Origin of the sequence: Mycobacterium sp., assembly GCF_035314905.1 — a bacterium.
Classification (GTDB): Bacteria; Actinomycetota; Actinomycetes; order Mycobacteriales; family Mycobacteriaceae; genus Mycobacterium.
The window spans coordinates 1-22,528 of record NZ_DATFYW010000036.1 but is presented as its reverse complement, the minus strand read 5'-3'; the positions used below and the strand labels follow the sequence as shown (position 1 = coordinate 22,528).

The window sequence follows — 22,528 nt, the reverse complement described above, 5'->3', positions numbered from 1 at the left end:
CCGTGACTACTTGACAGCGCTCCGGTCGGCGACCCCACGGACCACGGTGTCACGGGCAGTGATCAGCGCCGCGCGCGTCCCTTGGGCGCGCACAATGTTTTCCGGCATCCAGAGCACGTCCATCACGCACCGTGACAGCATCTCGACCGAGGCAGTCTGGACGCGGATGTCTCCCGACCGGATCCCCCCGGACAACAGTGCTTTGAGCTGTCGCAGTCGCATGGTGAATGCCAGGCCGGGGTTGGGGGTATCCGGCGGACACTGCCGCATCCACGCCAGCTGAATCTTCCACTCGTCGGGGAATTGATCCAATGCGTTGATGTTTACCCAGCTCAGCGCGTCCAACTTCTCGATGGGCGTGGCATCCGCGCGCAGAACGGCGGCCATGCCGCCTCCGGCTTTGTTGCCAAACGACTCCATGATCGACGCGAGCAGTTGATCCTTCGAACCGATCAGCCGGTAGACGGTGCCGGTGCCCAGACACGCCGCGGAAGCGATGTCCCTGATGGTGGTGACCTCATACCCTTTTCGGCCAAACTCGGCTCGTGCGACCGCACGGACATACGCGGCTTTGTCGTCGGCGTCGGACTCACTCCCGTCGGCCCACGTCTTGATCGCTGCCTCCGCGGCCTCGAAGGCGCCCGAGCGATCCAACGCCTCATCGCTGGGTGGCCGGCTCGCGAGACCGTCCAGCATGATGCGGCACAACAGCGCTGCCGCCTGGTCGGCGCTGGCCGTGTGCCGAATGATGTCAAGCCCGACATGCATCATGGACTGGCAGATCCGGTCTGCGAGCGTGGGAAGATCGATCTCGGGTCTGATGTAACCGCTCCACCTGCCGGCGCGGAGCGTCTGCAGCATCGCCTGCTGAACCGCGGTGGGCGGCTCCTTGAGCAATTCAACAAGCTCCTGGTTCGCACTCGGTGCCTCATAGAACGACATCTGCAGAGCTGCGCGATGCTGTACGGCACAACGGGCGATGGCCGATCCCAGCTCGATGATCTTCTCGGAGCCAGGTCTGGAGTCGGGCTGGTCCAGTCGCTGGTGGGCGATTTCGCCGATGCGGTCCAGATCCGCGTGATACCGCCGAACCAGCTCAACGAGGATCGCTTCCTTGGATTCGAAGTGGTGGTAGAGGCTTCCCGGGAGAATCCCCGCGGCATCGGCAATCTCCTGCAGGGAGGTCCGCAGGCCCGAGGACGCGATCAACGAAGCCGCGGTCTGCAGGACCTCGGTCCGGCGTGTGCCATCGTCGTACGCACCCAGTGCGTCGTCCTGGCGATCGGTGATGCCCTTCCGGGCATTCCGCACCGGCGAACGCCCCGGCCGGCCGGCCCGCCCGGAAGCATCGGCATCGCGCAAACTCAGGCGTGCAGGATCCACCGTGGCTGCGGCCTCGGATGCTTCCACGACACCTCCACGGCTCCCGACTCCTGCCCGTGTGACCCAATGTTTGTTTTCACGTTACCAGATCGGCGGCGCCGCGCCGGGAGCTCAACCGGCGAATCCGCCGTTAAACGAGCCGCGAAGCCGCTCAAACCGGGTTGGAGGCCGCCCGGTTGATGAGGCCGCCCGGTTGATGACGAGGGGCCGCTCGTATGACGTGTCGGTGCGATCGCGAGCGACGGTTTGGATCGGGGCGAGGAACTCGACTGCCTCCGGTGTCAGCAGCGAAATGGACTCGGTTTGCCACTCGATGAGGCAGACCCGCGCCGCGATGGCCCAACGGCCGTCCCTGCGCTGGGGGCGGTCGATGTAGCGACCTCCGGCGATCGTCAGCGGCCTTGCCGGGTCGCTTTTGGTTCCGACGAAGATGTAGTAGGTCTCGGCGTGCGCCTCGTCGCGGGTTCACCTCAGCGGTGTGGTTCGTGAGGTAGTGCTGGTGCCGGGTCTGGGCCGCGTGGTACGTGAAGGCCCAGTCGATGAATTCGTCGACCGGGCCGACGAATCCGACGTGATCGTCGATGGCGTCGTCGTGGTATGCCGACCGCAGCAGTTCACGGTCGAGCCGATCCATGCCCCGCGCGTAGCGGTACATGCAATCGAGGATGTCCGCGCGATCGGAGAGCCGCTGCAGCTGCGCGCGCAGCTTGGCGTCGTCGGTCATGAGTGTTTCTCCGCGGTTGTGATGTGGTTCTAGATGGGTGGGCCGTTCCAGCCGTCGAGGGCTACCACTTCATCGACGGGCCTCCTGTTCGCCAGGCCGGTCCTGCGCCCGGTGCGCAGTCGAGCGACGGGCAGCAGGCAGCCCTGCACATACGTGTCGGGTATCCCGAGCAGTTCGCGGACGGCTTCCTCGTGGTGGAGGTGCAGCGTGGTCACGCACGTGCCGTAGCCCCGAGTGTGCAGTGCCAGCTGGAAGTTCCACACCGCCGGGAAGATCGAGCCGTAAAGCGTGGCCCGGTAAAACGACTCATCACCGTCGATGCGGGGCATGTACGGCTCGTAGCACGGGATTACCAGCAACGGCACCTTCGCCATGTTCTCGACCAGCCACTCCGTGGACGACATGAGCCGAGCCTCCGGCGTGTCGGGCGGCAGCAGGTGGGCGAGCATCTGCCCGCCGACCCTGAGCAGATAGGCCTCGCGGTACAGCGCAGCGATCCTTTCCCGCAGCGCGGGATCGGCGATGACCAACCACCGCCAGGACTGCTGGTTCGAGCCGTTGGCGGCCTGCAACCCGATGCGAAGGCACTCGCGGATGTCTGCGAGGTCGACGGGCGCATCGAGGTCGAGCGACTTGCGCGCCGACCGGGTGGCGGTGAGGAGGTGCTCGATGTCCATGACCGGCCGACATCAATTGGAGGACGGCAGTCTTGACGCCAGATCCACGATCTTCATGGCGTGCTCCTCATTGGTTCTCGACGCGATGGGGAGGGCGCGAGCCGCGCGCCGACTTCCGTGAGGTACCCGTCGGGTCCCCCGAGGAACGCGTTCCAGCTCAGCAGGCGTTTCAGATACAGGTGGGCGTCATGCTCCCAGGTGTAGCCGATGCCACCGAGGACCTGGATCGCGGTATCGCCGACGGTCGCCAGGCGTCCGGCGAACCCCTTGGCCCGCAGCGCGGCGAGATGCCGCTCTTCGTCATCTGCTGAATCGGCGGCCCAGAGGGCGTGAATGACGCCGCTGCGGGCCAGTTCAACCGTCTCGTACATGTCGGCGCAGAGGTGCTGGACGGCTTGAAAGCTGCCGATCGGCTGGCCGAATTGCCTTCGCACCTTGGCGTACTCGACGGCGAGGTTCATGACCGCCCGCGCCGCCCCGAGAGCATCAGCGGCGTGGGCGATCAGCACGTCGTCGACGAGCGCCTGGATCGCGTCCTGTGACGGGGAGGCGAGCCGCTGGGCCGGGGTGTCGTCGAGCGTGACGCGAAACCGCTTACGTGTCTGATCGATACCGGGTCTCGGCGTCGCCACGACACCGCGAGCGGAGCAGTCCACGGCGAAGAGTCCTGCGCCGGTGCCCTCTTCGGCGATTACCAGCAGTACATCGGCTGAGGCTACGTCAGCTGCTTCGGTGATTTCCCCTCGCAGCGCGACGCCGTCATCGCGCACCACGGCCGTGGGCCGGCAGCCGTCGAGTGGCCCGACCGTGGCGATCGTGGAACCGTCGGCGATGCCGGTCAAAAGCCGGGCCGCGTTGCCGGCGGCGCTCATCCGCGACAGCGCGCGCGTCGCGGCCACAATGGTCGACAGGGCCGGTCCGGGATGCAGCGCGGCGCCAAGCTCCTCGAGGACGATTCCCGCTTCGACCATCGTCATGCCGGCGCCACCGAGTTCCTCCGGCACGAGAAGCCCGGTGGCGCCAAGCTCGGCCAGACCGCGCCAAACGGCAGTAGTCAGACCCGCCGGGTCGTCAAGCAGCGGCCGCACATGTCCGGCGATGCCGGCCTTCTCGGCGAGAAAGCGCCGGACGGTGTCGCGGAGTGCTATCTGCTCGTCGGTCAGTTCGAGGTTCATCGGCGGGGCAACCCGAGGACGCGCTGCGCGGTGATGTTCTTGGTGATCTGCGTCGTGCCCCCCGCGATGGTGAGCGAGCGTGAGGTCACGCGGAGGCGGCCCCAGCGTCCTTCGGCGCAGTTCGGGCCCAGCAGATCGAATGCCAAGGCCGCGAGGTCCTGACCGACCTCACCCCACACGGTCTTGGCGAGGCTCGCGGACGCGAAAGCGTCACCGCCGTGCAGGGTCGCCGAGATCGATCGCCGGCAGAGCACCTCGAGATATTTGATGCGCACGGCGATCTCGCCGAGGCGCCGCAGTACCGCCGGGTCGTCGAGTACCGGTCGCCCCCCGACGTGGCACCGTGCGAGGTCGGCGACGAGGTCCTGCAGTCGCTCCTGCATCTCGGCGTAGAGGCGCGCCGCACCGGCGCGCTCGTGGCTGAGTGTGGTGGTGGCGACTTGCCAGCCCTGGTTCAGCCGCCCGAGCAGCGCGTCGACGGGCACCCGCACGTCGTTGAAGAACACCTCGGCGAAGTCGGCGTCACCGTTGAGGGTGACTAGGGGGCGGGCCTCTATGCCAGGCAGCGTCATGTCGACGATCAGACAGGAGATGCCCTTGTGCTTGGGCGCATCCGGATCGGTGCGCACGTACAGCTGGCACCAGTCGGCTCGGTGGCCAAGCGAGGTCCAGATCTTCTGGCCGTTGACCACGAAGTCGTCGCCGTCTCGCACCGCACGCGTGCGCAGCGAGGCGAGGTCGGATCCGGCCTCGGGCTCTGACATTCCCTGACACCAGATGTCGTCGGCGCGCATCATGCGGGGAAGCAGTGTGCGCTTCTGCAACTCTGTTCCATACTGCATGATCGCGGGCGCGATGTTGTTCATGCCGATCACGTTGAGCGGCAGTGGAACCCGAGCACGAGTGGTCTCCTCGGCATACACCAGTTGCTCGAGCACGGTCGCCCCGCGACCGCCATACTCCGCCGGCCACGAGACGGCAGCCCACCCGGCGTCGGCCATCGTCGCGTTCCAGGCGCGAAGCGTCTCGAAGGCGCCACCGTATGCGCCTCGCTGCAGACCGGCAGCGACAACCTCGTCGGTCAGGTTCGCGGCCAGCCAACCGCGAAGGTCCTTGCGAAACTGCTCCGCCTCCGGCGGGTATGAGAAATCCACGTCCCCTGACGACCTCGCGCGATTGACTGCGGTCACCGCGGACTTTACGTTGGAACAGATATTTGGTCAACCGATGACAAAGAAGGCTCGGTGCCGAACGACGACGGAAACGCCGATGGTCTGGAGCGAATAGGCCTCCTTGCTTCAGCGCTCGCCGGCCGCACGCTGCGGGTCGCGCCGGTCGACCCCGGCGAGCCTGCGTGGACTGACGGCCGGACGATATTCGTCGATGCCGACATCGGCACGCGCAACCGGCTCGAGTCGGTTGCCGTGCAGGCGTCACTCGTTGCTGCCGGAAGCCTGGAGCCCGATGTCGTGCGCCGCCTCGGCCGGCGGCCCGCACTGGCCAGGCGATATCTCGCTGTCGAAGGACACCGGGCGTTGGCGGCCAACGACGTGTTGCCGCCGCCGCTGCGGTCGCTGATCGACCGCGACATCGCGACGCGCAGTCCATCGGCCGCCGGGTCCCTCGACCTGGCTCTGAGTCGGGCGACGATCGCTGGACCGCCGCGAGCTTTCGGGGCGATCCATCCCCGAAAGCTGTTGGAATCAAGAAACCGAGCCCAAACGTCGGCGGCGGCGGTCGGGCATGCTCCCCGTCGGCAGCCAACGCGGCCACCGGCCGAACTCGACGAGGACGAAAACGACGCCGCCGATGTCGCGGACTACTTCACCAGCCCGATCGGCGGTGGCGGAGCCGTCGGCCGGTTACTTCAGAAGATGCTGGGTGTGGTGCGCAAACTCGGTGAGGGCGGCCAACCGGGCGCCGACGGGTCGACGCAGCGGATCGGCTCGGGGACCCGTGGTGGCGGCAACTCGGTGCTGTCGACTGCGGCGGCGCGCCCGCACGACGAAGCCGCCGGCGAAAGCCACGGGACGATGTACCCGGAGTGGGATGTTCACCGATGTCGCTATCGGCCCAACTGGTGCACGGTGCAGGAGGTGGAACCGCGTCTCACGGACGAGCTTGCCATCGCATTGTCGGACGGGCTCGGCCTGCGTCGCCCGCTCGCCCGCCTCGGCGTTGGGCTCGACCGCTACCACCGGCAGGTTCATGGTGATGACGTCGACATCGATGCGACGGTGGAAGCACGCGTCGAGGTGATGGCCGGCTTCGCGCCCGATGAGGCCGTCTACCTAGGCAGCCTGCGCCGCCGGCGCGACCTCTCCGTGCTGCTCCTGCTCGACGTGTCGGGCTCTGCTTCCGAACCGGGCGCGGTCGGCCAGACGGTGCACGAGCAGCAGCGGGCGGCCGCCGCCGCGCTGATCGTCGCTCTTCACGATCTGGGGGATCGGGTGGCGCTTTACGCTTTTCACTCGCAGGGGCGATCGGCGGTAAGCATGATGCCGGTGAAGCGCTTCGACGGCGATCTCGACGTCTTGGTGATGAGGCGTCTGGGCGGACTTGTGCCGGGCGCGTATTCGAGACTGGGCACCGCGATCCGCCACGGTGCGGCAGTGCTCGAGGCCGGGGGCGGGACGTCGCGGCGGTTGCTCGTCGTGCTGTCCGACGGCCTGGCGTACGACCACGGCTACGAGCGGATCTACGGCGCGGCCGACGCACGCCGTGCGCTTGCTGAGGCGCGCGGTCGCGGCACTGGCTGCCTGTGTCTCACCATCGGCGCGGGCACCGACGTCGATGACCTCCGGCGGGTGTTCGGGAGCGCCGCTCATGCGAAGATTCCGGAGCTCGAGCAACTGAACCGGGTCATCGGTCCGCTGTTCCGTTCTGCCCTGAATTCGGCGGAGGTTCGCCGACGCGTGGCGCAGCGAAAGGGCGCAGTCGCCGATGCTTTGCGGTAGCGGCTTTTCGCGTGCAGCGCTGCGTTCGAAAACGCCGCGACGGAAGGGAAATGATGCCCGGTAGCGAGGTCCGCCCGTACTACGTGCCGATCGGTAACGAGGAGCACGTTTTCAAGGCGGCATTCCGGCAAGGGCTTTCGATCGTGCTCAAGGGCCCAACGGGCTGCGGCAAGACGCGCTTCGTCGAGGCGATGGCCTACGACCTCGACCGGCCGCTCATCACCGTGGCGTGCCATGACGACCTGACCACCGCCGACCTGGTGGGACGGTTTCTGTTGCGCGGCGGCGACACGGAGTGGGTCGATGGCCCGTTGACGCGGGCCGTGCGGGAGGGCGCCATCTGCTACCTCGACGAGGTCGTCGAGGCCCGGCAGGACACGACGGTGGTGATCCATCCGCTCGCAGATCACCGGCGCGAACTCCCGATCGAGCGGCTGGGGATCACACTCGACGCCGCGTGGGGGTTTTGCCTGGTGGTGTCCTACAACCCCGGTTACCAGAGTGTGCTGAAGGACCTCAAGGATTCGACGCGTCAGCGGATGGTCGCAATCGAGTTCGGCTTCCCCGCGCCCGACGTGGAAGAGAAGATCGTCGCCCACGAGGCCGGCATCGAGCACGACAAGGCGGCACAGCTTGTGCGGCTCGGCCAGGCCATTCGCCGCCTCGAGACCGCAGGGCTCCGAGAGGTGGCTTCGACGAGGGTGCTCATTGCGGCAGGTCGGCTGGTCGCAGAAGGGCTGACCCTGCGTGAGGCCGCCGGGGCGGCCGTCGTTGGACCGCTCACCGACGACTCCATCGTGGCGAGTGGCCTTGCCGAAATGATCGACGTCTACCTGGCCGACGGACAAGGCTGACAACGCGATTGACTGTGAGACATTTTCCGCGCTAGTGTCTGAACAAATTTTAGGTCTGCTGGGCGCGGGGGCGCCCGTGCCGGCGGAGGTGACATGTCCTACGAGAGCGCCGCAGAGCCGATCAAGTTCGGCTACCTATTCGACTTCTTGCTGCCGGAGGGCTACCCCCAGGAGATGCGAGATGACCTGACCCGGCCGTTCGAGCTGGTGTTCACCGAAGGCGTGAAGCAGGGGATCATCGACCGCCCGGTAGAGATCGTGTATCGGGAAGTTGAGGGCCTGCCCAAAGGAACGGTCAAGGCGGTGATCGACGCCTACGGCGAACTCGTCGACGAAGGCTGCCTGGTCGTGTTCGGTCCGCACATCACCGATAATGCTGTGCCGACACGTGAGGCGATCGAGGAGCGCTTCCGGGTGCCGGGAATCAATGTGTGTGGCAGCGACGACTGGTTGGGGGAATGGACGTTCGCGTTTCCGCAGGGGTCGATGACCGACGAGCCGATCTTTTGGTCGGATCTGCTCGCAAAGGCGGGCCACACCGAGGTCGGGGTCCTGCGCGAGGAGTCGCTGGTCGGGGCGAGTTACCTCAAGAACTTCCGAAACGCTTCTCGTCGCAAAGGTATTCGCATTGTGGCAGAGGCGTCGATTGCGCAGACGGCACAAGACATCAACGACGCAGTGCGAACGTTGTATGAGGCGAAGGCGCAGGCGATCGTGCACTGCGGCTTCGGTTTCGGGATCGTGTTCATCAATCCTGCGCTGGAAGCGCTGAACTGGGACCCGCCGCGGTTCACGAGCACAGCGTTTCAGAACGCATGGGTCAATCCCGTGATGTGGAACGCATTCATGGGATGGACCGGCGTCGACCAGTACGACGAGGGCAACACGATCGGCCAGCGGTTCCTCGACGAATACGAGGCGGCGTACGGACGGCGCCCGGAGTATTGCGTGCCGGTGGTCAACCGGGACGTAGCCGCCACGCTGCTACAGGCGTTCACCGATGCTCATCCACTGAGCCCCCGCGGCGTGAAGGAGGCCCTCGAGCGGGTCAAGATGCTGCCCGCCGCGGCCGGTGCACCCGGCACCAGAGTCTCGTTCGGGAAGTGGACGCGTCGGGCCTGGATGGGCGCCGGCTACCTTGTGGCCCGCAGGTTAGACCCGGACGGCGTCAACTCCCATCTCGTCGATCGCTTCGGGGAGGAGTAGGCGGGTGACCACAGCGCGAACAACGCCGTCCACGGTGACCCCGCTCGGCGACCAGCCGAAGCGGTCATTCATGGGTCCGGTGTGGATGGTCGTGGCGATCGCGGTGCTCTGCGTGATCGGCTACTACGCACGCACCGGCGCTGTGTCAGACCGCGTCCGCAATCCCGGGGTCACGGGCGCGCCGCGGCCGGTTCAACCGCTGTTCGGCTACGGTCATTGGCTGGGTCTAGTGCAGATCTTCACGATCATCATGGTCGTTCAGGTCGTCGTGATCTACGTGGTGGTGTGGCGCCGCTACCCGCGCCACCCGGTCCTGTTGATGGGGATCGTGACGACGTTGATCGTCTGGCAGGACCCGATCATGAACTGGGCGCCGTACGCGGTCTACAACCCGCAACTCTGGCACTGGCCCGAGGACTGGCCGCTGGTCTCACTGTCGCCCACGGTGGAGCCGTTCCTGGTCATCGGGTACATCAGCTTCTACTTGGGCCCCTACTTCCCAGCCATCTGGATCCTGCGCAGGATCCAGGCGCGTAGGCCCATCGACTCGTTGGTGTGGCGCCACCCGTTGATCTGCCTCGCGGGTTTGATCTTCATCATCGGGTTCATCTTCGACGCGTTTCTGGAGATCACTCTCGTCCGCACCGGGATGTACATCTACTCGCAGGTCATACCGTTCGGCTCGATCTTTGTCGGACAGCCGTGGCAGTTCCCGTTGTTATGGGAGTCGGCGCTCGTCACCGTGGTGATGATCCCCGCGGGTGTGCTGCTGTTCCGGGACGACACGGGCCGCACGGTGGCCGAGAAGCTGGCCCAGCGGGCGCGGATCTTCGCCGGCCGCCCGACCTTGGGCATGTTCGTCGTGATGTTCGTGATCATCAACATCGCCTACGTCGGCTACGGCACGGGGTTCGCAATCATCAAATGGACCAGGACAGCGACCTCCGTCGCCTGCCCCTGGCCGTACCCGGAAGCCAAGGTCTATGACCCACAGGGCTTCTATGAGAAGAACGGACAGCCCGGCCCGTACTCGGTGGGGATCTGGTCGACGTGGATGAGCGCGCAACCGCACGGACGACCGCACGTGCGGCCGCCGGCGGACGGAGGGCGGTGCGGGGCGGCCCATGGGTGAGCCTCGCACCGTCGTCATCACGGGCGCGTCGCGCGGACTCGGCCTGGCCTCGGCCGCGCACCTGTATGGGCGGGGGTGGCGGGTAGTCGCAGCCATGCGCTCACCCGACGTCGGGCTGCAGCGCCTGCGGGCGGCCACCGGTGCTTCCGCAGACGATCCCCGCCTGGTCGGCGTACGGCTCGACCTCACCGACCCGGCGGCAATCACTGCCGCTGCCAAGGTCATCGAGGAGGCGGTCGGCGCGCCCGATGCGCTCGTGCACAACGCCGGGATCGCAGCAGCGGGGTCGGTGGAAGAGACACCGAGCGACGTGTGGGAGCAGATGTTTGCGACGCACGTGTTCGGGCCGGTGGCGCTCACCAAAGCCCTGTTGCCGTCAATGCGCGCCGCCGGGCGCGGGCGCATCGTCGTCATCTCCAGCCAGGGCGGCGTGCACGGCATGCCGTCGATCGCCGCCTACTCCGCGGCCAAGGGTGCCGCCGAACGGTGGGCCGAAGCCCTCGCCAACGAGATCGCGCCGTTCGGACTGGGCGTCACCATCCTGGTGACCGGGACCTTCGACACCGACATCATCACCGACGAAGGGGCCCAGGACTACCGCGACTTCGACGGGCCCTACGCCGCGCACAACACCGTCATCGATCGCCGGGGTCGTGCCGCGATGCGGTTGGCGAGACCGCCCGAGCGGTTCGCCCGCGGGCTGGCCAAGGCGCTCGATGACCGGGCCCCGTTCGCGCGGCATGCGGTGGGCCCCGATGCCCGAATGCTGGTGCTCGCCAATCGCTTCCTGCCAGGACGGCTCCTCCATCAGGTGATCCGTCTGGCGATGGGTCTGCCGCGCCACGGTGCCCTGCGGCACATTTCCGACAACTCCCCGTCTCAAGAGAGCGAAAACCATGACCGCGACTGAAAAGGTTCGCTTCGAATCGCGAATGCTGATCGACGGCAAGCTCGTTGACGGCCAAGCCGGCACGTTCACCAACATCAATCCCGCGACCGAAGAGGTGCTGGGCGAGGTCTCCGACGCGTCGAAGGCTGACATGCGCCGCGCCATCGATGCCGCGCGACGGGCCTTCGACGAGATTGACTGGTCGACCAACCAGGCATTGCGTAAGCGCTGCCTGGAGCAGTTTCAGGAGGCGCTGGAGGCTGAGCGGGAGCAGCTGCGCGAGGAGCTCATCCTCGAAGCCGGCTGCCCACGGGCGATCACTTTCGGCCCACAGCTCGACGCCCCGCTGGCCGACGCGCTGACGTTTCCCGCCAAGCTCATCGACGAGTACCCGTGGGAAACCGACCTCGGGGACACCATGGTCTCGTTGACCGGTCAGATGACCACCCGGAAGGTCTGGCGCGAACCCGTAGGTGTGGTCGGCGCGATCGTGCCGTGGAACTTTCCGTTCGAGGTCACCATCCACAAACTGGCCCAAGCGCTGGCCACCGGGAACACGGTGGTGCTCAAACCGGCGCCCGACACCCCGTTCAACGCGACACACCTCGGACGCGTGATGCTCGAATCCACCGACATCCCGGACGGTGTCGTCAACGTCGTCCCCGCGTCGGACCACTTCGTCGGGGAGGAACTGACGCTGTCGCCGAAAGTCGATCTGATCTCCTTCACCGGCTCCACGGTCGTCGGTCAGCGGATCATGGAGAAGGGCGCGGCGACGATGAAGCGGCTGTTCCTGGAACTGGGCGGCAAGTCGGCCACCATCGTCCTGGAGGACGCCGATTTCACGCTGGCGTGCGCGATCGGTATCGCGCCCTGCATGCACGCGGGGCAAGGCTGCGCCAACCCGACACGGCTGCTGCTGCCCCGGTCCCGCTACGACGAGGGCGTGGCGATCCTCAAGGGGATGTATGAGGGCGTCTCTCCCGGGGACCCTCAGGATCCCGGCACGCTGTGCGGTCCGGTGATCTCGGACAAGCAGCGCAAGCGTGTGCTCGGCTACATCCAGAAGGGCATCGACGAGGGTGCCACGTGCCTCGTCGGCGGCACGGATGCGCCGGTCGGATTCGACAAGGGGTTCTGGGTCAGGCCAACGCTTTTCGTTGACGTCGACAACTCGATGGCCATCGCGCGGGAAGAGATCTTCGGCCCCGTCCTGGCCGTTATTCCGTTCGACGACGAGGAGGACGCGATCCGGATCGCCAACGACAGCGCATACGGGTTGGCGGGCAACGTGATGTCGGGTTCTGTCGAGCACTCGCTCGCGGTCGCTCGCCGGCTGCGGGCAGGTTTCATCGGTGTGCAGGGTGCCGCTCCGTACGGCGCCGATACGCCGTTCGGCGGCTACAAGGCCAGCGGCGTCGGTCGCCAGAACGGTGTCGCGGGCTTTGACCAATACACCCAGATCAAGTCGGTGGGTTATCCCGCCAGCTGAAGGAGACGTGAAGCGTGGAACTGTTCGACGAACTCGAGGACTTCGGAACGTTTGACGACGCGGTTTCCGGTGATGTCCGCGATCCCTACACCGAGTTGGGCCGGTTGCGGCGCGAGGAACCCGTGCAGCGGATCGACATCTCGGGCATGCCCCATGAAGAGTCCAAACCGGTCTTCATGGTGTATCGCCACGAAGAGGCCGCCCAGATGCTGCGCGACAACGAGACGTTCTCATCGGCGATCATCATCGACGCGTTCGGCGACGCCCTGGGCAAGCATGTGATGCTCGGGATGGACGAGCCCGAGCACGGCCGCCACCGCGCGCTGGTGTCGAAGGCGTTCTCGCAGAAGGCGCTGGCTCGGTGGGAGGAAGAACTGCTCGGGACGGTAGGCAACGAGCTGATCGACGTGTTCGCCGATCGAAGAACCGCCGATGTTGCGCGTGAGTTCACCTTTCCCTACCCCACCCAGATCATCGCCGGCCTGCTCGGCCTGCCGCGCGAGGACTATCCGCAATTCCAGCGCTGGTCCGTCGCGCTGCTGGCCGTCCTGTTCAATCGAGAGCGTGGGCTGGCAGCCTCAGAAGCGTTGCGGCAGTATTTCATTCCCATCCTGGCCGGCCGGCGCGAGGAACCCCGCGACGACCTCATCAGTGCCCTCGCCCAGGCTGAGATCGATGGGGACAAGCTCTCCGACGAAGAGATCTTCTCCTTCCTGCGGCTGCTGCTCCCGGCCGGGGTGGAAACGACGTACCGCTCCCTGGGAAACCTGTTGTTCGCGCTGCTGTCCAACCCCGACCAGCTCGACGCCGTGCGTGCCGACCGCTCGCTCCTCCCGCAGGCGATCGAGGAAGCCGTTCGATGGGAGCCGCCCCTGCTGACGATCACACGGGTGGCAACTCGCGACACCGAGCTGGCAGGTGTGCCGATCCCGGCCGGGTCGTCGGTCATGCCGGTGCTTGGCGCGGCCAACCGGCAGGACGAGCGCTACCCGGATCCTGATCGATTCGACATCTTCCGTTCGGCCAGGGCCCACATCGGGTTCGGCCACGGGGTCCATGTGTGTCTGGGGATGCATCTGGCCCGCCTCGAGATGCGGGTCGCGCTCAACCTGCTCTTCGACCGCCTGCCCAACCTGCGGCTCGATCCCGACGCCGACGATCCGCACATCCGCGGCCAGGTTTTCCGGTCGCCGACGTCTCTGCCGGTGCTGTTCGGGTGATGTCGACTTCGCCGGAGTTGCGTTTTGACGGCCGGGTAGTCGTACCCCAGAACACCTCTATGGGAGATCTCACGTGAGTGACTTCGAAACTGTCGACTTCTTCACCGAAGCGTCCCTCATCCCCGATCCGTATCCGTACTTCGACTACTTGCGCTCGAAGTGCCCGGTAGCAGCCGAATCCCAGCAGGGCGTCGTGGCCATCACCGGCCATCGGGAAGCGCTGACGGTGTACAAGGACCCCGCGTTCTCCTCGTGCGTCGCGGTGGCAGGTCCGTTCTCCGGGCTTCCGTTCGAGCCCGCGGGCGACGACATCGGCGCCCTGATCGAGCAGCACCGGTCGCAGATCCCGATGAGTGAACACATCGTGACGCAGGATCCCCCCGACCACGCTCGGACGCGGGGCTTGGTAAGCCCGCCTGCTGACCCCGAAGCGCCTGAAGGAAAACGAAGACTTCATGTGGCGGCTCGCCGATCAGCAGCTCGACGAGTTCGTAGCCCGTGGCAAGTGCGAGTTCCTGGAAGGCTTACGCGAGGCCGTTCTCGGGGCTGGTCATCGCCGATGTGCTCGGAATCCCCGCCGAGGATCACGAAGAATTTCGGGCCGTGTTTTCGGGGCAGGTCGTCGGTGCGATCGAGGATGACACGCTGACGCGCACGCACAATCCGCTGGAGTGGCTCGACGAGAAGTTCTCGACCTATATCGCCGAGCGCCGGCGAGAGCCGCGCGAGGACGTGCTGACCGAGCTGGCCGGGGCGAAATACCCCGACGGGTCGACTCCGGAAATCATCGAGGTCGTGCGGCTCGCGACGTTCCTGTTCGCGGCCGGGCAAGAAACCACCACTAAATTGCTGAGCTTCGCGATGCGGGTGATCGCTGAACGTCCTGACATCCAAACGTTGCTGCGCGGGGAACGCGACCGCATCCCCGCCTTCATCGAAGAGGCACTGCGGATGGAGAGCCCGGTGAAGTCCCACTTCCGCATGGCACGCACATCGACCTCGATCGGTGACGTATCGATTCCGGCGGGATCCACGGTGATGCTGCTGCCCGGCGCCAGCAATCGGGACGCGCGCAAGTTCGAGGAGCCCAACGAGTTCCGCGTGGACCGCCCCAACGTTCGCGAGCATCTGGTGTTCGGACGTGGCAACCACTCCTGTCCGGGAGCGCCACTCGCCCGGGCCGAGGGCCGCATTTCCCTCAACCGGAAACTCGACCGGATGGCCGACATCACGATTTCGGAGGGTGCGCACGGCCCAGCCGACGCACGCCGCTACACCTACGAGCCCACCTGGCAGATGCGGGGGCTGACCGAGCTGCACCTGGAGTTCCGCTCGGTCCAGTGACCCGACCGGTGTGGTGGCGGACTCGTACGGTAAGCAGTGTGAGAGACCGCCGCCTCGTTCTGACCGCGGGAGCAATCCGCTAAGAGCCGGCGCTGACGCTGTTGTCGAGTAGCCATGCGACGACATCGCCGACGTGCGTGGCCGGGTCCGTTACCGGCGCGAACACATGCTCGATCACCGTGCCGTGCGTGGCGATGGTGAATCGCTTGAGCAGGCGCCCGCCCCCGGCGCGCCATGTCGGCAGACGGAGCTCTTCGGCCAGCTCGTTGTCGTGGTCGCTGAGCAGGGGGAAATTGAGCGAAAGCCGTTGCGCGGCCTCGTGCTGCTCGGCTGAGGGTTGGGTGGACAGCCCGCACACGGTCGACGCCGCGGCAGAGGGCACGCAGCGAGATGTCGCGGGATCCGGCGGTGGCCGCGAGCGCGACGTCGGGCACTTCGCGGCCGACCAGGTGGGCGACTTCGGCGCTCGTCGTGAGCGCGGTCCGGTCATCGTGTTCACTTGCATCGGTCACCGCCGGCGTCCCCGCTTGCTGTGCGTGGTCCCGGTGACTGTAGGCCGCCGGGAAGTGGGTGCGGTGCTTGGTATTACCCGCCAGCCGGCCTGGGAGGCGGTTCTGAAAGGTTTACCGGGCGACGTCATAGCGCGTGCCCCGTGGTTGGCGGATCCACAGCTCACCGTCGCCCGCGGTGGGTCCCTGCGCGGCCAGTTCGCGCTTGACGATCTTGTGCGTGGCGGTCGTCGGCAGGTCCGCAGCGATGCGCACGAACCTCGGCCACGCCTTCGGTGACAGATCGGGTTGCGCGGCCAGGAAGGCCTCAAACCCCGCGGGGGTCAGGGCCGCACCGTCGTTCAGGACCAGCGCCGCCATGATCTGATCGCCGACGTTTTCGTCGGGTACCGCGTAGACCGCGACCCGGTTGACCGCGGGAAGCCGAACGAGGATGCGCTCGATCGGGGCCGCCGCGATATTCTCGCCGTCGACGCGCATCCAATCGCCGGCGCGGCCGGCCAGGTATATCCAGCCATCGGCGTCGCGATAGGCCAGATCCCCCGACCAGTACATCCCGTGCCGCATGCGGTTGGCAGTCGCCTCGCCGTCTTCGTAGTAACCGGAGAAGAACCCGCTCCCCGAGGTGTTGACGAGCTCACCGACCGCTTCGTCGGCGTTGATCAGCGCCCCGTCGTGGTCAAATCGGGCAGCCGGGCACTCCCCGAGGGTTTGGGGGTTATAGACGGCCACGCCCGGAAACCCCTTGCCGAGCGAGCCTTTCGGGGTCCCGGGCTCGCGGGTGATGATCACCGCGTTTTCGGTGGAGCCGAAGCCGTCCCAGACCACTGCGCCGAAACGGCGCTCAAACTCCTCGATATCGCGGTCGCTCGCCTCGTTACCGAAGGCCACGCGCAGCGGGTTGTCGGCGTCGTCCGGTCGCTCCGGCGTGGCCAGGATGTAGGCCAGCGGCTTGCCGACGTAGTTCATGTAGGTAGCGCCGTAACGGCGGATGTCGGCAAGAAACCCGGAGGCGGAGAACTTCGCCGGCGCCATCGCGGCGCCGGTCGCGACGGCTACGCCCCACCCCGCCACCAGTGCGTTGGAATGAAACAGCGGCATCGACAAGTAGCACGTGTCGTGGGCGGTGACCGCAAACCGCTGCACCAGATTCTGGCCAGACATCACCACCATGAAATGTGATACCCGCACGGCCTTGGGGTCGCCGCTGGTCCCCGACGTGAAGATCAGCATGAAGGTGTCCATCGGTGCGACTTCGCGATATGGCGCCAACTCGCCGGCCGTCTCGACAAGGCGCGCCCACGCAGCGCTGGAAGAGTCGATCACCCGGATGCCACTCAGATCAAGGCCGTTCAGGAGGTGCCGATGTTCGGCATCGGTGACGACAATCTGGCAGTCGGCTCTTCGGATGTCTTCGGCCAGGGCCTCACCCCGGCGCGTGGTGTTGATGCCGCAGAGCACGTACCCGCCGAGACCGGCGGCGGCCATCTGATTCAAGAACTCCGGGGTGTTTCCCAACAGAACGCCCACATGCAGCGGCCGCTGCCGGTCGGCGAGCGCGAGCAGGGCGGCGGCACGCGCCGACGCGTCGCGAATGTGCTCGCGCCACGTCCAGCGCTTGTCGCCGTACTTCACCGCGACGGTGTCCGCGGACGCGCGTTCCCGCAGGAGCTGCTGGATGGTTTCGCTCACGCTCGCCGGCCCGCCCCTCCTTTGCGAATCCAGGCGCACCGGATACTAACATCGTTAAAATTAGTAGATAGCGACTGCTGCGCGGCGGATGGAGTCGAGTCGAGGTGCCCATGCCGGGTGTTCACCACACCGCGATCTGCACGACCGACGTCGAACGCTCAATGCGGTTCTGGCGCGACGGAATCGGGCTCACCGAACTCTTCGATCACACATTCGCGGGCGACTGGCCAACGTTGTTCAATGCCGCGACCACCACACTGCGATCGATATTCCTCGGTGATCCCGAGCGGGTCGACGCGGGCATCGTGGAACTGGTGGTGTTCGACGGAGCCGAGGAGGCCCCGCCACGGCCCAGCGGTCCGCGCAACGGCTTTTTCCTGCTGTCCCTTCAGCGCGACGTCGATCCGACATTGGCGACGCTGGCCGGTCTGGGGTTCACCGACGGCGTCCGCCGCATCACGGTTCCCGCCCCCGGCGGAAAGCATGTCCCGATGGCGGTGGTGACCGCCCCCGACGGCGTCCTGGTCGAGCTGATCGGCGCGCCGCGGTGAGCGCCGTCGTCACGGGCGGGGCGTCGGGGATCGGGCTAGCCGTCGCGGAGCTGTTGCGAGGTGCGGGCCACGACGTCGTCGTGTGGGACGTGACGGACGGGGACGTCAACTGTGACATCAGTGATCCGGAGGCGGTTTCTGCGGCGATGGCGCAGACCGTGGCGGAGCACGGCGTTCCCACCCGCCTCGTCGCCTGCGCGGGGGTAGGCGCGTCGGGAATGCTGCTGTCGCAGGGCTTCGAGGACTGGCAGCGGGTGATCGCGGTCAATCTGACAGGCACCTGGTTGACACTGCGGGCAGGCGCGCAGGCGATGGTCGACGCGGGCGTCGCCGGATCGATGGTCGCGGTGTCGAGCATCAGTGGCACGGTCGCGGACCGCGATATGGGCGCCTACTGCGTATCGAAGGCCGGCATCGACATGCTGGTGAGGGTGGCGGCCGTGGAATGGGGCCGCCACGGGATCCGGGTCAACGCCGTAGGGCCCGGCGTGACCCGCACGCCGATGCTGTCCGCGGCCGAGAAGCTGCCCGGCTGGGTGGACGCTCTGGCCGAGCGCACCGCGCTGGGCCGGCTCGGCGAGGCGACCGACGTCGCCTCGGTGATCGTCGGCGTCCTGGAGTTGGATTGGGTCACCGGCCAGGTTGTCCACGCCGACGGCGGGTTGGCACTGCACAGCCCGATCGACGCCTACGGACAGGTCCAACGCCTCAGTCAACCGCGACGCAACGACTGATGGCGCAATGGAACCTCCGATGTGGCCGTTGTAGTGGGGTGTGGGAGCTGAATTCTGGAGGGACACATGCGAATCATTGATGCCGACGGCCACGTGGCAGAGGGGGCTTCGCTCGCGGTTGAAGCGATGCAGCGCTGGCCCCAACACGTCACCGCGCACCCCGAGGGGCGGGCCTTGGTGATCGAGGGCCGAAACTATCCGGAAGCCGATGGTCCGGGCGCCGGCTGCCCGCGGGAACACGGGCTCAGCACGGCATCCGGCATCAACTGCTCGTCCGCGCAAGGCGTCCTCGCCGACGCCGATCGCGACCACATGGACACGATGGTGCTGTACCCGAGTCTCGGACTCTGCACGCCCACCCTCGAAGACCCTGAGTTCGCCGCGGGGTTCGCGCGGCTCTACAACCAGTGGATTGCCGCCTACTGCAGGCCGACGGGCGGCCGGCTATGTGGCGTCGCAGTGACCCCGATCGAACACGGCGAGGTGGCAATCGACATCATGCGCGAGGCCAAGGACCTCGGGCTGGTCGCGACCCACATCCCGCCCGCCCTAGCGACCCGAAACCTCGATCACCCCGACCTTGACCCCTTCTACGCCGCCGCCGTCGAGCTCGAGATGCCGCTCGGCATCCACGGCGCGCCGGGCATCCATCTGCCCAAGATCGGCGTCGACCGGTTCACCAACTACATCCAGGTGCACTGCATCAGCTTTCCGTTCGACCAGATGACCGCGATGACCGCGCTGGTCTCCGGCGGCGTCTTCGACCGGCACCCGGGCCTGCGCGTCGCATTCCTCGAGGCGGGCGCGGGCTGGGTCCCCTTCTTCATCGACCGGCTGCATGAGCATTTCGAGAAGCGCGGCGACTGGATCGAGAGCGGCTGGCGGCGCGACCCCAACGAGTACCTACAGGCGGGAAACATCTGGGTCACCTGCGAGCCCGAGGAGCCGATTCTGCCCGGGGTCATCGATGTGCTCGGCGACAACTTCATCATGTTCGCCAGCGACTATCCGCACTGGGACGGCGAGTGGCCTGAGAGCACAAAGCATCTGCGTACGCGCCCTGACATCAGCGAGGAGACCCGGGCAAAGATTGGCGGGTTGAACGCGCAGCGCTTCTACGGGCTCAATTGAGGAGGTTCAGTCGCGCCCGAAATCGATGACGCCGCGGATGATTTCGCCGTTGAGGAGATCACGATAGGCGTCGTTGACGTCGTCGAGCCGGTAGCGCTTGGTGATCATCTCGTCGAGCCGCAGCTGCCCGGCGTCATACATGCGGGCGAAACGCGGGATGTCGGCCCTGGGGTTGCATGACCCGAACACGGTGCCGACCAGGTTCTTGTTCCACAGGATGAAGTCCTGCAGGGCGATCTTGACGGATCGTGTGGTCTGCGGGGTCATCCCGGTGAGCACGCAGGTCCCGCCTTTGCGGGTCAGCTTGATCGCCGCGTGGACGTCATCACCGGAAATCAGAGACGGGGAGACCACGACACTGTCGGCCATCACGCCGTAGGTCAGATCGCGGACCAGCTCTGCGGCTTCCGTCGCGGTGGCCACGCTGTGGGTAGCGCCGAATCGCAGCGCCGCCTTCTGCTTGAACTCAACCGGATCCACCGCGATGATCTGGGCGGCGCCGTTGATGCGCGCCCCCTGGATCGCCCCGGTGCCGATTCCGCCGGCGCCGATGATGACCACCGTGTCGCCGCCGCGCACCCCGGCCCGGTTGACCGCCGAGCCGTAACCCGTGGGAATCGCACACGACAGCAGGGCGCTGGGAACCAGCGGCAGGTGGGGCTCGATCTTGACGAGCGAATTGCTGGCAACAACAGTGTGTTCCGCGAAGGCGCCGATCTTCGATATGTGACCGAGTGGTTTGCCGTCGGCAGTGTGATGGCGGAACGTCCCGTCGGTCGGCATGCCCGGTGTGAGGACCTGTCCGCCGTTGTCACAGAGGTATTCCATGCCGGACGCACACCAGCGGCACTGCCCGCACACCGCGATGAACGACATCACGACGTGGTCGCCCGGCGTGAAATCGGTCACGCCGTCGCCGACCTCCACCACGACGCCCGAACCTTCGTGGCCGCCGATCAGCGGGAACATGGTGGGCAGGCCCAGGGAGCGCAGCACCTCGTTGGGCGCGGACATGTCGCCCTTGAGCACGTGGTCGTCGGAGTGGCACAGGCCCGCGGCGGCCATCTCGACGAGGACCTCACCGGCACGTGGCGGATCCAGCTCGAAGTCCTCGACCGACCACGGACCGCCGACATCGTGCAGGATGGCCGCGCGGCTCCTCATGACACCGGGCGGAAAGTCACGGGAAGTTCGGTCGGCGAGCGAAACGGCAAACCCGTGATCTTCGTGTCGTCGTCGGGCTCGAACTGCAGATCGGTCACCCGATCGAAAAGGCTGTTGAGCATCGCGCGGGTCTCGACCCGAGCCAGGTGCATGCCCAGGCACATGTGGATGCCGCCGGCGAACGCGATGTGCGCGTGCCGTGGCCGGTGGATGTCGAACCTGTTCGAATCGGACCACCGCGTCTCGTCCCGGTTGGCCGAGCCGGTGCACAAGTTCACCGCGGCACCCTCCGGGATTGTCACACCCCGCATTTCGACGTCCCGCGTGGTCGTGCGCGGCACGCTGAGCAGCGGGGTCTCGTAGCGCAACGCCTCCTCGATCGCGGCGGGAATCAGCGAACGGTCGTGCTGAACCGCGTGCAACTGCTCGGGATGAGTGAGCAGCAGGTACAGCAGATTGCCCGACGACCGGTACGTGGTTTCCAGGCCGGCCGGAAGCAGCAACCGCAGGAACGAGATGATCGCGTCGTCGGTGAGTTTGTCGCCGTCGATCTCGGCACCGACCAGATCCCCGATGACGTCGCTGGTCATCTTCTGCCGGCGCCGCTCGACCTGGTCGAGAAAGTAGTCGTGCAACTCGACCGATGCCCTCAAGCCGGCTTCGATGTCCACAGAGATCGAGATCAAGTCGAACGACACCCGCCGGAACAGATCAAGGTCCTCGCGCGGCAGGCCCAGCAACGCCGCGGTGACCCGGGTCGGGAATTCAAACGTCACGGCCTTGACCAGGTCCGCTGCTCCGTCGTTCTTGATCTCGTCGACCAGTTCGTCGCAGATCGGGTCGATCACCTCGGGCTCCCACCGCTCGAGGGCACTGGCCCGAAATGCCTTGGCGACGAGGCTGCGGTGGTCGTGGTGCTGCTTGCCGTGCATGGCCAGGATCGTGGGACCGAACACCAACCCGATGGTCTGGTCGTAGCCGTGCGAGCCGAACACTTCGTCGTTGCGGAACGCCTGAAACACGCTGTTGTAGTCGAAAAGCGTCCACTCCTCGTCGGGTATCAGCTCCGGCGGGGCCTTGGAGTGGTCCATCACCGTGCCGCGCCAAACGGGCTCAGTCCTGCGTTTGTACTCGAAGAACGGATAGGGATCTCCCGACACGTCCAGAGTGATCGGCTGGTCGTGCGGATCGGTGCTGATCGTCACCCGTGCCTCCAGAGCAGCAGAACCGGCTGACCTGCGGGACGCAGCCGCCGACCACCCAACTCTTTCGAAGTCGCTGTGGTCTTATCTTTACTATTTTAGGTATTCTAGGTCAAGGAATCGCAGGAGCGGCAGCAAAGAGCCTGTTCGCGGGCGGGTCTGAAACTACAAGGTTGCGGTGAGGCGGGTGAGTCCCACGTGATGCAGCGACGGTCGGTGTGCGCGATAGAGGATCTGCCGCCGGGGAGCATGAAGTTGGTCTCGGTCGGTAAGTACGGGGTCGGCGTCTACAACATCGACGGCTCCCTTTATGCGATCGCGAACTACTGCGCGCACGAGGGCGCACCGCTGTGCACGGGGTTTGTCGGAGGCACCAACGAGTTTGCTCCCGACGTGCCCGGCCAGCTTCGCCACGTGCGCGCCGGGCGTATCGTGCGGTGCCCCTGGCATCAATGGGAGTTCGACATCACCACGGGACGGACCGTTGCCGAC

General features: G+C 66.4%; 20 protein-coding genes and 2 pseudogenes. 12 read left to right on the top strand and 10 right to left on the bottom strand.

Annotated elements, in window-relative coordinates; translation table 11 throughout:
- Positions 1–6: 6 nt before the first annotated feature.
- The 6 genes and pseudogenes from VKG81_RS02660 to VKG81_RS02635 all read right to left on the bottom strand — a co-directional run bounded on the left by VKG81_RS02660 (position 7) and on the right by VKG81_RS02635 (position 5,113).
- Positions 7–1,290 carry a TetR/AcrR family transcriptional regulator gene (locus VKG81_RS02660; protein ID WP_324389435.1) on the bottom strand — a complete coding sequence of 428 codons (1,284 nt, stop codon included), beginning with the start codon at positions 1,288–1,290 and terminating at the stop codon, positions 7–9.
- Between the two features lie 204 nt (positions 1,291–1,494).
- Positions 1,495–1,815, bottom strand: a complete 321-nt coding sequence (locus VKG81_RS02655) for a hypothetical protein (protein ID WP_324389433.1) — start codon at positions 1,813–1,815, stop codon at positions 1,495–1,497.
- Positions 1,816–1,903: 88 nt separating this feature from the next.
- Positions 1,904–2,017: pseudogene (locus VKG81_RS02650) on the bottom strand (nuclear transport factor 2 family protein); the annotation flags it as partial.
- A 119-nt stretch (positions 2,018–2,136) separates the two neighbouring features.
- Positions 2,137–2,784, bottom strand: coding sequence for a nitroreductase family protein (locus VKG81_RS02645; RefSeq protein ID WP_324389427.1), 648 nt, complete (start codon positions 2,782–2,784; stop codon positions 2,137–2,139).
- A gap of 53 nt (positions 2,785–2,837) precedes the next feature.
- Positions 2,838–3,959 carry an acyl-CoA dehydrogenase family protein gene (locus VKG81_RS02640; RefSeq protein WP_324389425.1) on the bottom strand — a complete coding sequence of 374 codons (1,122 nt, stop codon included), beginning with the start codon at positions 3,957–3,959 and terminating at the stop codon, positions 2,838–2,840.
- A complete protein-coding gene (locus tag VKG81_RS02635) occupies positions 3,956–5,113 on the bottom strand; it encodes an acyl-CoA dehydrogenase family protein (RefSeq protein ID WP_324389423.1) in 1,158 nt (385 codons plus the stop codon). Before VKG81_RS02635 ends, VKG81_RS02640 begins: the two co-directional genes overlap by 4 nt.
- 90 nt (positions 5,114–5,203) lie before the next feature.
- On the opposite strand from VKG81_RS02635, the gene VKG81_RS02630 reads away from it, so the two are divergent.
- From VKG81_RS02630 to VKG81_RS02595, 8 genes and pseudogenes are all read left to right on the top strand, one after another.
- On the top strand, positions 5,204–6,916 hold the full coding sequence (locus VKG81_RS02630) for a nitric oxide reductase activation protein NorD (protein WP_324389421.1): 1,713 nt from the start codon (positions 5,204–5,206) through the stop codon (positions 6,914–6,916).
- A gap of 53 nt (positions 6,917–6,969) precedes the next feature.
- Entirely contained in the window at positions 6,970–7,770 is an 801-nt protein-coding gene (locus VKG81_RS02625) for a CbbQ/NirQ/NorQ/GpvN family protein (protein WP_324389431.1), read from the top strand.
- Between the two features lie 93 nt (positions 7,771–7,863).
- On the top strand, positions 7,864–8,976 hold the full coding sequence (locus VKG81_RS02620) for an ABC transporter substrate-binding protein (RefSeq protein WP_324389419.1): 1,113 nt from the start codon (positions 7,864–7,866) through the stop codon (positions 8,974–8,976).
- Between the two features lie 4 nt (positions 8,977–8,980).
- Positions 8,981–10,108 (top strand): spirocyclase AveC family protein, encoded by a 1,128-nt coding sequence (locus VKG81_RS02615; protein ID WP_324389417.1) that lies wholly within the window; start codon positions 8,981–8,983, stop codon positions 10,106–10,108.
- Positions 10,101–11,018 (top strand): SDR family NAD(P)-dependent oxidoreductase, encoded by a 918-nt coding sequence (locus VKG81_RS02610; protein ID WP_324389415.1) that lies wholly within the window; start codon positions 10,101–10,103, stop codon positions 11,016–11,018. Before VKG81_RS02615 ends, VKG81_RS02610 begins: the two co-directional genes overlap by 8 nt.
- Entirely contained in the window at positions 11,005–12,489 is a 1,485-nt protein-coding gene (locus tag VKG81_RS02605) for an aldehyde dehydrogenase family protein (RefSeq protein ID WP_324389413.1), read from the top strand. Before VKG81_RS02610 ends, VKG81_RS02605 begins: the two co-directional genes overlap by 14 nt.
- Before the next feature lie 14 nt (positions 12,490–12,503).
- Positions 12,504–13,709, top strand: a complete 1,206-nt coding sequence (locus VKG81_RS02600) for a cytochrome P450 (protein ID WP_324389411.1) — start codon at positions 12,504–12,506, stop codon at positions 13,707–13,709.
- A gap of 73 nt (positions 13,710–13,782) precedes the next feature.
- Positions 13,783–15,053, top strand: a pseudogene (locus VKG81_RS02595) (cytochrome P450).
- Between the two features lie 79 nt (positions 15,054–15,132).
- Here VKG81_RS02595 and VKG81_RS02590 read toward each other — a convergent pair.
- Positions 15,133–15,435, bottom strand: a complete 303-nt coding sequence (locus tag VKG81_RS02590; protein ID WP_324389409.1) for a hypothetical protein — start codon at positions 15,433–15,435, stop codon at positions 15,133–15,135.
- 241 nt (positions 15,436–15,676) lie between these two features.
- Positions 15,677–17,254, bottom strand: a complete 1,578-nt coding sequence (gene fadD1 / locus VKG81_RS02585; protein ID WP_324389407.1) for a fatty-acid--CoA ligase FadD1 — start codon at positions 17,252–17,254, stop codon at positions 15,677–15,679.
- A 110-nt stretch (positions 17,255–17,364) separates the two neighbouring features.
- On the opposite strand from fadD1, the gene VKG81_RS02580 reads away from it, so the two are divergent.
- The 3 genes from VKG81_RS02580 to VKG81_RS02570 all read left to right on the top strand — a co-directional run bounded on the left by VKG81_RS02580 (position 17,365) and on the right by VKG81_RS02570 (position 19,670).
- Positions 17,365–17,805, top strand: a complete 441-nt coding sequence (locus tag VKG81_RS02580) for a VOC family protein (protein WP_324389405.1) — start codon at positions 17,365–17,367, stop codon at positions 17,803–17,805.
- Positions 17,802–18,539 (top strand): SDR family oxidoreductase, encoded by a 738-nt coding sequence (locus tag VKG81_RS02575; RefSeq protein ID WP_324389403.1) that lies wholly within the window; start codon positions 17,802–17,804, stop codon positions 18,537–18,539. Before VKG81_RS02580 ends, VKG81_RS02575 begins: the two co-directional genes overlap by 4 nt.
- Positions 18,540–18,605: 66 nt before the next feature.
- Positions 18,606–19,670, top strand: coding sequence for an amidohydrolase family protein (locus VKG81_RS02570; RefSeq protein WP_324389401.1), 1,065 nt, complete (start codon positions 18,606–18,608; stop codon positions 19,668–19,670).
- 6 nt (positions 19,671–19,676) lie between these two features.
- Here the strand turns inward: VKG81_RS02570 and VKG81_RS02565 are convergent, their stop codons facing one another.
- Entirely contained in the window at positions 19,677–20,834 is a 1,158-nt protein-coding gene (locus tag VKG81_RS02565; RefSeq protein ID WP_324389399.1) for a Zn-dependent alcohol dehydrogenase, read from the bottom strand.
- Positions 20,831–22,039, bottom strand: a complete 1,209-nt coding sequence (locus VKG81_RS02560; protein WP_324389397.1) for a cytochrome P450 — start codon at positions 22,037–22,039, stop codon at positions 20,831–20,833. Before VKG81_RS02560 ends, VKG81_RS02565 begins: the two co-directional genes overlap by 4 nt.
- 198 nt (positions 22,040–22,237) lie before the next feature.
- Between VKG81_RS02560 and VKG81_RS02555 the strand changes: the two genes are divergently transcribed.
- On the top strand, positions 22,238–22,528 hold a 291-nt coding region (locus VKG81_RS02555; RefSeq protein ID WP_324389429.1), incomplete at its 3' end, for a Rieske (2Fe-2S) protein.

Bases quoted from the DNA above. Each gene is read 5' to 3' on its own strand.
- VKG81_RS02640 (WP_324389425.1), bottom strand. From the start codon at position 3,959: ATGAACCTCGAACTGACCGACGAGCAGATAGCACTCCGCGACACCGTC.
- VKG81_RS02620 (WP_324389419.1), top strand. From the start codon at position 7,864: ATGTCCTACGAGAGCGCCGCAGAGCCGATCAAGTTCGGCTACCTATTC.
- VKG81_RS02580 (WP_324389405.1), top strand. From the start codon at position 17,365: ATGCCGGGTGTTCACCACACCGCGATCTGCACGACCGACGTCGAACGC.
- VKG81_RS02625 (WP_324389431.1), top strand. From the start codon at position 6,970: ATGCCCGGTAGCGAGGTCCGCCCGTACTACGTGCCGATCGGTAACGAG.
- VKG81_RS02645 (WP_324389427.1), bottom strand. From the start codon at position 2,784: ATGGACATCGAGCACCTCCTCACCGCCACCCGGTCGGCGCGCAAGTCG.
- VKG81_RS02605 (WP_324389413.1), top strand. From the start codon at position 11,005: ATGACCGCGACTGAAAAGGTTCGCTTCGAATCGCGAATGCTGATCGAC.
- VKG81_RS02570 (WP_324389401.1), top strand. From the start codon at position 18,606: ATGCGAATCATTGATGCCGACGGCCACGTGGCAGAGGGGGCTTCGCTC.
- VKG81_RS02565 (WP_324389399.1), bottom strand. From the start codon at position 20,834: ATGAGGAGCCGCGCGGCCATCCTGCACGATGTCGGCGGTCCGTGGTCG.
- VKG81_RS02610 (WP_324389415.1), top strand. From the start codon at position 10,101: ATGGGTGAGCCTCGCACCGTCGTCATCACGGGCGCGTCGCGCGGACTC.